Source organism: Nocardia sp. NPDC059240 (assembly GCF_042753865.1).
Classification (GTDB): Bacteria; Actinomycetota; Actinomycetes; order Mycobacteriales; family Mycobacteriaceae; genus Nocardia.
In genome coordinates this window covers 205396-218175 of record NZ_JBHZAC010000008.1, presented here as the reverse complement: position 1 = coordinate 218175, position 12780 = coordinate 205396, and the positions used below count along the sequence as shown (strand labels likewise).

The 12780-nt window shown below is 68.7% G+C and carries 11 protein-coding genes; 4 read left to right on the top strand and 7 right to left on the bottom strand.

Annotated elements, in window-relative coordinates; genetic code table 11:
* Positions 1–37 precede the first annotated feature (37 nt).
* The gene (locus ACFXHA_RS28450; RefSeq protein WP_379362016.1) at positions 38–1060 is read left to right on the top strand and encodes a DUF6745 domain-containing protein; all 1023 of its coding nucleotides are present in this window, start codon (positions 38–40) and stop codon (positions 1058–1060) included.
* Here ACFXHA_RS28450 and ACFXHA_RS28445 read toward each other — a convergent pair.
* The 4 genes from ACFXHA_RS28445 to ACFXHA_RS28430 all read right to left on the bottom strand — a co-directional run bounded on the left by ACFXHA_RS28445 (position 1057) and on the right by ACFXHA_RS28430 (position 5475).
* Positions 1057–2649, bottom strand: coding sequence for a regulator (locus ACFXHA_RS28445; RefSeq protein WP_379362014.1), 1593 nt, complete (start codon positions 2647–2649; stop codon positions 1057–1059). The two genes, ACFXHA_RS28450 and ACFXHA_RS28445, sit on opposite strands and share 4 nt — an antisense overlap.
* Before the next feature lie 12 nt (positions 2650–2661).
* Positions 2662–3360, bottom strand: a complete 699-nt coding sequence (locus ACFXHA_RS28440; protein WP_379362012.1) for a cysteine hydrolase family protein — start codon at positions 3358–3360, stop codon at positions 2662–2664.
* The gene (locus tag ACFXHA_RS28435) at positions 3357–4745 is read right to left on the bottom strand and encodes an allophanate hydrolase (protein ID WP_379362010.1); all 1389 of its coding nucleotides are present in this window, start codon (positions 4743–4745) and stop codon (positions 3357–3359) included. The genes ACFXHA_RS28440 and ACFXHA_RS28435 overlap by 4 nt, the downstream gene beginning before the upstream one ends.
* A gap of 70 nt (positions 4746–4815) precedes the next feature.
* Positions 4816–5475 carry a GntR family transcriptional regulator gene (locus tag ACFXHA_RS28430; protein ID WP_379362008.1) on the bottom strand — a complete coding sequence of 220 codons (660 nt, stop codon included), beginning with the start codon at positions 5473–5475 and terminating at the stop codon, positions 4816–4818.
* Between the two features lie 169 nt (positions 5476–5644).
* Between ACFXHA_RS28430 and ACFXHA_RS28425 the strand changes: the two genes are divergently transcribed.
* From ACFXHA_RS28425 to ACFXHA_RS28415, 3 genes are read left to right on the top strand one after another with little or no spacing between them, the layout of a single operon-like run.
* Positions 5645–6799 carry a hypothetical protein gene (locus ACFXHA_RS28425; RefSeq protein ID WP_379362006.1) on the top strand — a complete coding sequence of 385 codons (1155 nt, stop codon included), beginning with the start codon at positions 5645–5647 and terminating at the stop codon, positions 6797–6799.
* A gap of 7 nt (positions 6800–6806) precedes the next feature.
* Positions 6807–8708: a serine/threonine-protein kinase gene (locus tag ACFXHA_RS28420; RefSeq protein WP_379362004.1), complete on the top strand. Its 1902-nt coding sequence runs from the start codon at positions 6807–6809 to the stop codon at positions 8706–8708.
* A complete protein-coding gene (locus tag ACFXHA_RS28415; RefSeq protein WP_379362002.1) occupies positions 8705–10609 on the top strand; it encodes a serine/threonine protein kinase in 1905 nt (634 codons plus the stop codon). Before ACFXHA_RS28420 ends, ACFXHA_RS28415 begins: the two co-directional genes overlap by 4 nt.
* Here the strand turns inward: ACFXHA_RS28415 and ACFXHA_RS28410 are convergent.
* The 3 genes from ACFXHA_RS28410 to ACFXHA_RS28400 form a co-directional block, all read right to left on the bottom strand.
* Positions 10569–11654 (bottom strand): LLM class flavin-dependent oxidoreductase, encoded by a 1086-nt coding sequence (locus tag ACFXHA_RS28410; RefSeq protein WP_379362000.1) that lies wholly within the window; start codon positions 11652–11654, stop codon positions 10569–10571. The genes ACFXHA_RS28415 and ACFXHA_RS28410 overlap by 41 nt on opposite strands.
* Positions 11654–12172: an SRPBCC family protein gene (locus ACFXHA_RS28405; protein WP_379361998.1), complete on the bottom strand. Its 519-nt coding sequence runs from the start codon at positions 12170–12172 to the stop codon at positions 11654–11656. Before ACFXHA_RS28405 ends, ACFXHA_RS28410 begins: the two co-directional genes overlap by 1 nt.
* An 83-nt stretch (positions 12173–12255) precedes the next feature.
* Positions 12256–12765: a winged helix-turn-helix transcriptional regulator gene (locus ACFXHA_RS28400; RefSeq protein WP_379361996.1), complete on the bottom strand. Its 510-nt coding sequence runs from the start codon at positions 12763–12765 to the stop codon at positions 12256–12258.
* Positions 12766–12780 lie beyond the last annotated feature (15 nt).

The window sequence follows — 12780 nt, the reverse complement described above, 5'->3', positions numbered from 1 at the left end:
GATCAGTCCGATCCGACTGCTATCCAGGGGATTACACATGCAGAATCTGGACGAGTGGCGTGCCGTCGCGGCCGCCACCGGCCCCGCCGACCGTCCCGCCGCCGAGGCGGCCGCTCGCCGTGCGTACAAGAGCGCCGGCCTGGCCGCTCCGACCCGCTACGTCTGGGCGGCCTCACCGCTCGCGGCCGTGAATGCCATCCGCGCCCTGCACAATCCGGGCCGCAGTGTCCGCGATGAGGTACGCACCCGGCCCTGGGCCGCCGAACGCCGGTCCGTGCACGACCGATTGGGCCCGACCGGATGGTCCGAGTTGTGGAACACCACCGGTGCGCGGCTCTGGGACACCACCCGCATTCTCACCGACCGCATCACCACCGGTGTCGTGGAGGCCGCGGTGACCATCGATCCCGCCGACCGTCGCGGCCGCGCAGTCGCCGAACGTGACATTCAAGGCTTACTGCTGGATGCCGTTCTCGGCCAGCACGATGCCGCCTGGCTGTCGGCATTCCCCGACAGCGAACGCCTGTCCGGTCTGGCCGGTGTCGCCCGGCACGCGGGCTGGTGGTGGCCCTTCGAGCACACCATCGTCTTCACCGAGCGTCCCACCCGGCTGCTGCGCGACGAGGCGGGCCGCCTGCATGCCGCCGACGGTCCGGCGCTGGTCTACCCGGACGGTTTCGCCCTGCACGCCTGGCGTGGAATGCCGGTCCCCGCAACCCTGTTCGAGGACCTCGTTACCCTCACAGCCGAGCGCATCCGCACCGAGGAGAATGCCGAACTCCGCCGCGTCATGCTCGAATTCTTCGGCTACGACCGCTATCTCGCCGAATCCGGCGCGCGCCCGATCGACCGCGACGAGACCGGCATCCTGTGGTGCATCGAACTCGACGACGACGAGGATGTGGTGATGGTCGAGGTGGTGAACTCCACCCCGGAGCCGGACGGCACGCATCGCACCTACTGGCTACGCGTCCCGCCCGGTACCCGGACCGCCAAAGAGGGTGTCGCCTGGACGTTCTCTCTGGAGACCGATCACTACGCCCCGGTCCGTCAGACCTAGTCCGTGCTCGTTTCAGCGAGTTCGGGTTCGGGTTCCGGTGTGGCGCGGGTGCCGCGCAGGAACGAACAGGCCAGGCACACCACGCCGAAGAACAGGTAGCCGAGGGCGACCTTGGGCGCGGCGGCCCAGCCGACCTCGGCGGCGTGAATGAGCCCGATGAAGGCCAGGGCCGCACCCGCGAGGGAGGCGAGAGCCGCGGCGCGGAACCGTTTCTCGAGCACGAAGGTCACCATGGTGCCCAGCACCAGCCCGGCCAGCACCGCGCCGTCGCCGAGGGTCCGCAGGCCGTCGTAGACGACCCCGGCCTGCCCGAGCGCGCCCATGCCGACCTTGTCGGCGGTGGTGCCGGCCGCGGCGAGCGCATTGTCGATCTGGCCGGTGCCCCACTGCGCCAGGTTCGGCAGCAGCGCGGCGACCACGGCGACCGCGTGCAGGCGCGGCACCGCCTGGAACGCCTGTGCGCCGATCAGCAGGCCGATGTAGAGCAGGATCGGCACGATCGCCGGAATCGGCAGCAAGGTGGCGAGTAGCCCGAAAAGGCCCAGCAGGCACATCAATCCGATCAGCGCGCCGCTGGCCAGCGAGTAGCCGGTGCGCCCGCCCGCGTCCTTCCAGCCGGGATGCCCGATGTACACGGCGGGCGGGAAGGGGGAACCGAACCCGGAGCCGATGATCGCGCCGAGCCCGTCGGCCAGCAGCACGCTGCGCAGGTTGTAGTTGTCCCCGGCCGCCGCCGCGCTCTCCACATTGCTCATCGCTTCGGTGAAGTTGTAGACGCCCAACGGGATTGCGGTGGCGAGCAGCGGTCCCAGGTGCGAGAGCCCGTCCCACAGCAGGTGCAACCGCAGATTCGGCAGCCCGATCGCGATATCGTGCGCGGCGGCGGAGACATCCGGCACCGACATGTAGCCGCCGATCCAGCCGATGGCGGTACCCACCACGAGCGCCACCAGCCCGATCGGCACATTGCCGGGCAGCCGCACATCGGTGAAGAAGCCGATGAGAATGATGGCCAGCACCGGCAATCCGATCCAGGCCGCCTCCCACATCTGCGCGGCCGGCCGCATGGCGATGAAGGTGATGGAGATGCCGGCCAGGGTGCCCAGCATGGCCGCGCGCGGGGTGATGCGGCGGATGAACGGCCCGACGAACGCACCGATCATGACGATCACACCGATCATGAACGCCCAGGCCAGCCCGGACGCCCAGGCCCGCATCGGATCATTGGTCTTCAGGTAGATCGGCAGCATGACCACGAACACCACGATGAACATGTGCGGCACGCTGGGTCCGTACGGCAGCGCGGTGACCGTCGTGCGGCCTTCGCGCCGGGCCAGTCGCCGGGCCAGGGTCATGTAGTAGAGGTTGCCCAGCACCAGCGCGACGCCGAGCGCGGGCAGCACGGTGCCGAGCACGTCGTGGCTGGGGATCTTCACCACCGCGATCGACAGCGTGGTCAGGGTCAGGACATTGACGAGGATATTGAACGACAGGCCGAAGAAGGCGTTGGTGTCGCCGCGGGTCCACCACGGCAGCGACAGCGGTGCGGCACTGCCGGTTTCACCGGGCAGCTTGGTATCGACGGACATGGATCTTCCTGTTCACTGGGCCGGGGTGGGGGAGCTGACGGCGTCCAGCGCGGCGCGCACGGCGGCCGAATCGGCGACCCAGCCGAAGATGCCGCCCTGGGCGGCGATCATGGCCAGGCCGACGCGCTGGAATTCCGGGAAATACGATCCGACGCAGTCGGAGACGACCAGGCATTCGAAACCGCGGTCGTTGGCCTCGCGCACGGTAGTGTGCACGCACACCTCGGTGGTGACCCCGGTGACCAGCAGTGAGCGAATACCATTGTGTGCCAGTACGTCCGGCAGTTCGGTGGCGTAGAACGCGCCCTTGCCGGGCTTGTCGATCACCACCTCGCCGGGCAGCGGCGCGAGTTCGTCGATGATGTCGTGGCCGTATTCGCCGCGCACCAGGATCCGGCCGAACGCGCCCGGATCGCCGATGCGCTGGGCGGGGTTGCCGCGCCGCAGTTTCGCGGGCGGGCAGTCCGACAGGTCGGGCAGATGGCCTTCGCGGGTGTGGATGACGGGGATTCCTGCGGCGCGGGCGGTGGCCAGCAGCCCGGCCAGGGGGTCGATGACGGTGCGCAGCAGCGCCACATCGTTGCCGAGGCTCTCCCCGAACCCGCCGGGTAGCAGGAAGTCGCGCTGCATATCGATGACCAGTAGGGCGAGGCTGCCCGGGTCGAAGGGGAAGGCGGCGGGTTGCGCCGGAATCTGGTGGAGGGCCGTCATTGTCGTTCCTTCTGTGCCAGCCGGTAGGGCACCGGCGTCGTCACCGGGCGGGGCTCGTCGAGAATCCGGGCCGCCGCCGCGAGCACGAGATCGTCGGCGAGGGCGGGGCCGAAGACCATGACCGCCAGCGGTCGCCCGTCGGCGGTGGTGCCGACCGGCACCGAGATCGCGGTGAGATCGAGGAGATTCCCGAAGTGGGTGTAGTGGCCGAGCACGGTGTTGGTGGCGATGGGATCGGCCTGGACCTGCGCGACGGTGAAGGTGGTGCCGATGGTGGGCACCATGATCACGTCGAGGTCGGCCCACAGCCGGGCCACCTCCGCGCGCAGTTCCTGCAGGCGCTGCTGGGCGCGGAACACGTCGACCGCGGTGAATCGGTATCCGCCGGTGAGGATTTCGCGGATCACCGGCAGGATGGAGTCCGGCTGCTCGGTCAGGAAGGTCTCGAATTCCACCAGTCGTTCGGCCACCCACGGACCTTGGTAGAGCAGCTCACCCGCGGCCAGGAACGGCGCGAGCGTGGTGGGTGCGGCGTCGAAACCCAACCGCACCAGCCGATCTCGCATAGCCAGGTGCGCGTCGCGGAAGGCGGTGTCGCCGAAGAATTCCAGTTCGTGCACGCCCGGCAGCCCGACCCGTAGGCGGTTGCCGTCCCACTGCCGCCCGCGCGCCCGGCTCCACGGGTCCTGCGGATCCACCCCCGCGATCACGTCGAAGACCCGGTCGAGATCCTCCACGGTGCTCGCCATCAGCGTCAGGCAGTCCAGCGACTTGCACGCGGGCACCAGGCCGACGGTGCTGATCAGCCCGCGTGACGGCTTCCAGCCGACGATCCCGTTGAGCGCCGCCGGAACCCGCCCCGATCCGGCGGTATCGGTGGCCACGCAGAACGGCACCTCGCCCAGCGCCACCGCGCGCGCCGACCCGGAACTGGAGCCGCCGCAGATCAATTCGTTGCCGAAGACGCTGCGCGGGATCGGATACGGGGTGCGGGTGCCGTTCAGTCCGGTCGCGAACTGATCGAGATTGGTCTTGCCGACGAACAGCGCGCCCGCGTCCAGCAGCCGCTGCACGGCGGGTGCGGATTCGGTGGCGGTATAGGCGAAGTCGGGGCAGGCCAGCGTGGTGGGCCAGCCTGCGACATCGATGGAATCCTTGACCCCGAACGGCACCCCGTACAGCGGCAGCGTGCGCGCCCCCGGCCGCCGCTCGATCTCGGCGGCCGCCGCCAGCAGTTGTTCGCGTGGTACCGGCGTGATCCAGGTGCCGTCCGCGCCGCGCGCCGCGATGGCGTCGGCCACCCGGGCGGCGGTATGCGTCGGCGAGCCGCTACCGCTCTCGTGCGAGGCCAGGATCTCCGCCACCGTGGGACCGGGATTCAGCATCTGTCGATTGTCGACAAAACGTGTGAAATCGACGGTCTCGCAATGTATCCGCTGTGTTAGCGGAGCCCGGTCACCGAATATCGAGGTCCAGGTAGGCCAATTCCCCGTGCCGCAGCAGCGCCTCGCAGGCGACGGTGGCATCCCCGGATTCCAGTGCGTTCAGCAGTTCGGTATGTCTGCGAACACCATTGCGCCGCTGTGCGATCCGCGCCTCGGTGCGCAGGTTCCGGGCCATCGGCAACTGCAGTTTCAACAGGATCGGCTCGTACGCCAGATCCAGCTGCCGATTGCCCGCCAACCCTACGATCGCGGCATGGAACCGTCGATGGGCATTGTCACGTTCGAGGAGGTCTCCCGCCGCGTCGGCCGACCGCATCTCCTCGAGCGCCGCCCGCACCCCGTGCAACGGATCCCCGTGCGCCGGTAGCGGAAACGCGCTTTCGATCGCATGTCGCTCCAACACCCGCCGCAACTCGAACAACTGCAAGATATCCGTCTCCGACCACACCGCCACCCGAAACCCGCGCCGCGGCAGATGCTCGATCAACCCCTCCTGCGCCAGCAATCGCAACGCCTCCCGCACCGGCGCGCGGCTGGTCCCCAACCGCCCGCACAATGCCTCTTCCCCGATCCGGTCTCCGGGCGCGAACTCACCACTCAACACCTCGGCCCGCACCCGCCGCGTCACCATCTCCACCAGGCTCAGCGGCAGCCCCACCGCACTCGTCATCGGCACCACCATCATTCGAGATTAGGCCGACCGCCCAGGTGCGGCCTGTTCGTGGTCTGGGGCGGGTGTTCTCGCGGTGACATACCGGATGGTTTGGAGTAGTCTCGCGGGCCGAAGGGGTCTCGGGTCGGGGGAGTGATTGGTGCGTGCACGAAGTCGCCGAACAGTCATGGCCACAGTCGTTTTCGCGGTCCTCGCCGCAGCTGCCACCGGATGCGGTGAGACTGCTGGTGCGGCACCGGATTACGGCCACTACCTGGCGCATCGGGTGGACGGGGATTACGACCGGGTGCCGAGCCGGGCGCGCGGGATTCTGGCGGAATCGTTGCGGCTGGGCGAGCACATCGTCTACCCGGCCGACATCGATCCGGATTTGTCGCAAGGCCACGGCGGTGGTGTCGTCGCCGATTTCCAAGGGGTGACCCAAACCCTGTCCACGCCGCAGCAGCAGGCGCTGAAGCGCTACAGCGTGCTCGGCGGGTTCGCTGTGCTGGCCTCGAACAAGTCGTATCTGGACAACAGCACGCCCAGGAAGTTCCTGTCGGTGGCGGTGCTCGCATTCCCTGATCCGGCGACGGCGGCGTCCGCCGCCGCGGACATGGAACACGCCGACTTCCAAGCCAATACCGACAATGTCCCCGTCACCATCGATCCTGTGCCGACGGCGATCAGCCACTGGCGGCCCGGCGTGGCGAATGTCGGGAGCTGGCTGGCCTGGAAGAGTCTCGTCATCCGGGTACTGGCGGAACTGCCCGCACCGGATCTGGGGCCGCTCACCGATCTGGTCGCCCGCACCTATCAGCGGCAGGAAGCGGCGCTGGAGTCCTACACTCCCACCTCGGCAACGGATCTCCCTGCGCTGGCTCTGGATTCGGATGCGCTGCTCCCGCGGCTGGTGAAGACCGGCGACTACCTGCCCGACGACAAGGATTTCGCCGTCTACGGGCCGCACGCGTACGCGGTGCTGTCGAGGACGCCCGGCGCTGATGCCGCCGAGTACACGACGCGGGGAGTCACCGCGATCGCGGTGTCGCACAACAAGCATCTGTTCCGCACCCGGGACGCAGCGGCGGCCGCCGATCTCGCCCGCACGCTGTCCACGCGCGACGACACGTCGCAGTACCGGCCGGTGCGGGGCGTGTCCGGGCAGTCCGACACCACGTGTGCCGAGGCGTCGAAGCCAGACGGACTGATCCTGCAACCGCGTCGTTTCCGCTGCCTCGTCGTCCGTGACGCGTTCGTCGCCATGGTCTATGCGAACACCGACATCGAGGTGCGCCAGCTGGCCGCCGCCCAATTCGCGGTGATGGGCGACGCGAAGTGAGGACCGCATGAAACCGCTGACTCCCCGGGATCCGCGCTGGCTCGGCCGCAACCGGATGATCGCCGTGATCGGCCGCGGCGGCATGGGCCGGGTGCTGCTGGGCCGCACGCCGAGCGGAAAACTGGTGGCCGTCAAGCTCGTTCACCCGCACCTGGCCGAGGATCCGGACTTCCGGGAGCGCTTCCGCCGCGAGGTCGCGGCCGGTCGTCAGCTCACCGGCGCGTACACCGCGGCCGTGGTCGACAGCGATGCCGATGCCGAGAGTCCCTGGCTGGCAACGGAATACTTCCCCGCACCCGATCTGCGGACGGTCCTCGCCGAATGTGGTCCCCTGCACCTGGGCGGATTGAAGCTGCTGGCCACCGGCCTCGCCGCCGCGCTGCTCGAGATCCACCGTGCCGGCTTGGTGCACCGCGACCTGGCCCCCGGCAATGTGCTGCTCACCGAGGAAGGTCCGCGCATCATCGATTTCGGCATCGCGCGCGCCCTCGACGGTGACGGTGAACTCACGGTGACCGGTACGGCCGTCGGTTCTCCGGCCTTCATGGCACCGGAACAGGCCGAGGGCGCGCCCGCCACGGCGGCCGCCGATCTGTTTTCGGTGGGCGCGATCCTGACGCTGGCGGCGACCGGCGAGACACCTTTCCCCGGGACTTCGACGCCCCAGATCCTCTATCACGTCATGCACTCGCAGCCCGAGACCGGAGGGGTGCCGCCGTCGTTGCGTGAGGTGGTAAACGCCTGCCTGGCAAGGGATCCCGCGCAGCGCCCGACGGCCCGCCAGTTGCTGGAAGCGGCAGGTGCAATCGCTGCCGAACCGGTGTGGCCCGAATCGGTGCGGACGACGATCGGTGCGCATCGCGCAGACTCGGACTGGTGGGTGAGTTCCGCCGAACGCGAGGCGGACTACCGGGATCAGCTGGAACGCATCCGGATTCGGCGGCGCGATCGGCTGCGGCGGCTCGCGGCCGGGGTGGCGGCCGTGGTGTTCGTGGCGGCGACCGCGCTCGCGGCGGGCTCGTGGGCGCAGCAGCCGGGACATCCGCAGCCGATCGCGGATCCGGTGGTCACCGCCACCTCCGCGGAACTACGTCAGCTCGACGGGTGCGCGCTGATGGTCAAGGCGCTCGGCGACAGGTTCGGAACCCAGTCGAGGGATGCCGAATCCCATGGGCAGCCCGACTGCGAGATCTACTACACCAAGGACAACCACCGCAGGAGGTTCAACCTCTTGGTGGGGATCAGTGCCAAGGAGGAGCTGGAGACCAAGGTCCCCACCGGCCGGACGGTGGCGTGGGCTCCGATCCTCGCGCAGCAGCGTCTTGTCTTTCCCGATATCTGCGACAGCGGAGTGATTATCCCGAACAGTGAGCAGGACGGACTCCTGATGACGGCACAGACGACCGACGGTGATGACATCGCCGGAAACGACCTGTGCGCGCTGTCGGAGCAGGCCCTCGTCGCCGTCGTACAGCAGCTCACCCGGTACGTGCCGCAGAGACAGCTGCCGGAGAACTCGATCCGGCGCCTGGACCCCTGCGCTGTCCTCGATCCCGCGCTGAGCCGTTCGATCGCCGGTGACCCCGCCCGGCTCACCCCCAGCCTCGACATGTGCATCGTGGACGGCACGGACCACTCCTTCCTGCTGCGCCTCGACGAGGAGTCTCGGCCGGATCTCTCGTTCAGCAATGGGGCAGATCCCCGGCAGATCGGGACCTACACCGTGTATCGCACGACCACCGCCGAGAACCCGGCATACTGCGCCGTCCGATGGATTGCCCGGTTGACCACCGGCGACCACGCCGAAGTAGCCGAGATCAGCGTGAACAGCTGGACCGCCGCCACGGACGCCTGTGACCGGGCAGAGCAATTGGCCGCCGATATCCTGCCGCGGCTGGCGAAATCATGACGCAGCCACTCGGCCCGGATGATCCGGTGATGATCGGCGGCTACCGCACGCTCGCCAAGCTCGGCGCGGGCGGCATGGGACGGGTGCTGCTCGGGGCGGGACCCGACGGCCGGCTGGTGGCGATCAAACAGATCCACGCCCACCTGCTCGACGGATACGAGTACCGGGCCCGTTTCCGGCAGGAGATCTCCGCGAGCACCCGCGTCTCGGGGGCGTTCACCGCACCGGTCATCGACTTCGACGTCGATGCCGCCCAGCCCTGGCTGGCCTCCGCCTTCATGCTCGGGGTCCCGCTCGACCGCGTCATCGCCGAGCACGCCCCGCTGCCCGTCCCGGCCGTCCGGGCGCTGGCCGTCGGCCTGGCGGTCGCGCTGCACGATATCCACGCCGCCGGACTGGTGCATCGGGATCTCAAGCCCGCCAACGTGATTCTGGCCGCCGACGGCCCGCGCGTCATCGACTTCGGCATCGCGAAGCTGAACGATGCGAGCGGCCTCACCGAAACCGGTGCGGCACTGGGCTCACCGGCCTACATGTCACCGGAACAAGCGCTCGCCGAACCGATCACACCGGCGAGCGATATCTTCGCGCTGGGTTCGCTGCTGGTCACGGCCGCGACCGGAGCCGCCCCGTTCGCCGCCCCGTCGATGGCGTACACGCTGTTCAATATCGCGCATTCCGAGCCGGATCTGAGCCGGGTGCCCGAGCAGTTGCGCGGTTGGATCGCGGCCTGCCTGCACAAGGATCCCCGGCAACGGCCGACGCCCGGTCAATTGCTGGACCACCTGGGCCGGCTGCCCGGCGGTGACGCCCCGTGGCCCGCGCCCGTGCACGAATCGATCCGTGCGCAGGCCGGGCAACTCTCCGGGATCGTCGCCAGTCCGTATGCCACACAGGTGATTTCGCGCTCGGGACGGCACGCCGGACTCGCCACCGGCACGGCCCGCCCCGGTACGGTCGCCGCGCTGCGGGCGCGGCGCGGACGTCGGCTCGGGCTTGTCGCCGGGTTGGCGGTCCTCGTGCTCACCCTGGTGGCGGCCGGAATCGCCGTGCTCGTGAAGCCGGAACCCGCAGCCGGGCAGCATCTCCCGGAGCCGGGATTGGCTCAGCTGCGTGCGGCGGATCCGTGTGCGTGGGCGCGGCAGTCGCTGCCCGCGTCCGTGCCGGACGGGTCCGGCTTCGCCGCCGACACGTCGAGTTGGACGTGGGCACAGGGCGATGAGTTCGGCTGCGAGGTGAAATCGGGTGACGCATCCCTCTGGATCAAGGTAGGGGAGTCGATCAACCTTGCCTCCACGGCCACCGGCGCGACGGCCGACGGGTTTCCCATCCTCGCCGACACGGGGGCCGCCTACGGCGATGTCTGCTACCGAGGCGTGGATCTGTCCGGATCGGGCGGGAAATGGGGCATCCAGTTCCAGGTCCACCCGAGCACCAGCTGCGTTCTCGCACAACAGATCCTGTCCGGAATGATCACCACCCGGCACCGGATTCCCGTCCATCCCGATCGGGCGACGTTGGCCGAGGTCGACCCCTGCGCGCTCATCCCTCGCGAGCAGCTCGATCCTCTGATCGGCCCGCTCCCGCAACAGCCCACCACCGTGACCGCCCACACCTGCGTGTGGGACGGCACCGACAGCGTGAGAACCGATTTCGAGCTGTTGGGGAAGAGCGGCGGGTCGTCCTCCCCGGTGGATCTCGGCGACGGTGTGCAGGCGCTGATCGATGACTCCGACGATGGGGTCTGTTACCTCGACTACGTGTACCGCACCGTCGGCGACAATCGTGAGGTCCTCAACCTGATCGTCGACGGCTTGCAATCCGGCGACAAGACGAAGGTCTGCGCGACTGCCGAAACCATCATGAAGACCGAGATCGGCCGCCTTCCGAAGCCGAAATAGCCGGTGCGGGAGCCAGATCGGCGATGAGGTCGAGGGCCTGGGCGAGGTTGGCCAGTTTGGCCTCGAGGGTGTCGCCCGCCGGGTAGAGGCGGACAGTGTCCACGCCGATATCGCTCCAGACCTGGAGGCGGCGCTTGACCATGTCGGAGGTGCCGATGAGGGTCGTCGACAGCACCATGTCGTCGGTGACCAGCCCGGTCGCGCCCTCGCGGTCACCGGACTGCCAACGGGCGCGGATCTCCTCGGTGACCTCCGACCAGCCCTGGCGGGCGTAGGCGGCGTTGTAGAAGTTGGTCTTGGCGCTGCCCATGCCGCCGATGCTGAAGGCCAGCTCCAGCTTTCGGCCCGCGATATGCCGCGAGACGGCTTCCTCGTCGTCGAAGATGGCGATCTCCGCGCCCTGGCAGACATCGATATCGTCGCGGGTGCGGCCGGCGGAGGCGAGGCCCGCGTCGAGGTGGTCGAAGTAGGCCGCGGAGCCCTCGGGAACGAAACTGGTACCGAGCCAGCCGTCAGCGACCGCGCCGGTGAGTTCCAGCATTTTCGGGGACATGCTGGCGATGTAGATCGGAATGTCGGTGTTGGCGGGGATCGACAGGCGCATGGGTTTGCTGTTGCCGTCCAAGGGGATTCGCACCGTATCGCCTTGGAAGGAGACCTTCTCCCCGGCACACGCCTGCTTGATGACCGTGATCGTCTCCCGCATACGGGTCAGCGCGCGGGCGAACGGCACACCGTGCAGACCTTCCATCACCTGTGGTCCGGAGGGGCCCAGGCCGAGCAGGAATCGGCCCTGCGAGAGCTCGGCCAAGGTCAGCGCGGCCTGCGCGATCGCCACGGGGGAGCGGGTGCCGAGCTGAATGATGCCGGAACCCAGCAGGATCCGGTCGGTGCGGGCGGCGAGATAGCCGAGCGCCGAGGGCGCGTCGGAGCCCCACGCTTCGGCGACCCAGCAGATGTCGAGGCCCAGCGATTCGGCCTCGCGGACGAAGGTGACGACCTGCTGGGCGTCCCGGGAGAATTCGACGGTGGTGGCGGTGCGCATCAGCGGTCACCCGCCGACTCGGCCCGTCGCTTGATTTCCGCGACCACGTTCTGCATACCGGCCTCGAACTCCCGCATGCGCACGAAGACGATCTTCTCCTCCTTGTCGGGCATGGCCTCGATGGCGAAGCTCAACCCCGACCGGCCGGGGCCCATCCGGACCCACTGCCGCAGCGCGGTACCGCCGTCCGCGTCCTCGAGAGTGAATCGCCAAGTGGCGGAGGGCGTCTCGGGATCGTTCACCGCCCAGGCGAAGGCGTGCGGCGGATTCCATTCCACCACATGCGACGTCGTGGACCACTCGCCCAGCGCCTCGTGGCGGGAGTTGCCGACGAAAGCACTGCCGACGCCGGGCGGGGTATCCGGCGAAACCCAGTGCGCCGACTGCAGTTCCGCGCTCAACTGCGGCATCAACGCGATATCGGAAACGAGCGCCCACACCGCCTCCGGGGCCGCGTCGATCCAGATGTCGGCTTGCGCCGTCGGTCCATCGGCATACTTCGCGCCGGTCCACTCCATGCGTCACCTCGCTGTGAAAGCTGCTGTTGCCACGATGGTTGCATAAATAGACTACGCAGGTCAACGACGGAATTACGGACGAGCTACTTGGCCTGCTGCCGGGCGAAACGCGCCTGAATGTCGGGCCGCTCGCGCAGCCGCTCGGGATAGCCGGGCCCCATGCGCAGCCGCGACTCCTCGATCGGCACCGGCTGATCGCAGTGCTCGCACACCACCTTCAGCTGGGTGTCGTGCCCGCACGCGGTGTGCTCGAGCACCACCGGCGGCCCGTCCGGATCGGCCAGCCAGCGGTCACCCCAGCGCGACATCACCAGCAGCACATCCCAGAAGTCGCGCCCCTTCTCGGTGAGCACGTACTCGTACCAGACCGGTTCGCTGTGATACGGCCGCTTTTCGAGCAACCCCTCCTCCACCAGCCGCCGCAGCCGATCACTGAGCGTATTGCGCGCGATCCCCAGCTCCTGCTGGAACTCGTCGAACCGCCGCACCCCGTAGAACGCCTCGCGGAGCACCAGCGGCGTCCACCAGTCGCCGAGCAGATCCATGGTCCGGGCCACCGAGCAGGGCCACCGCGCGAAGGACGTACGCTTCATCCCCCGAGAGTAGCG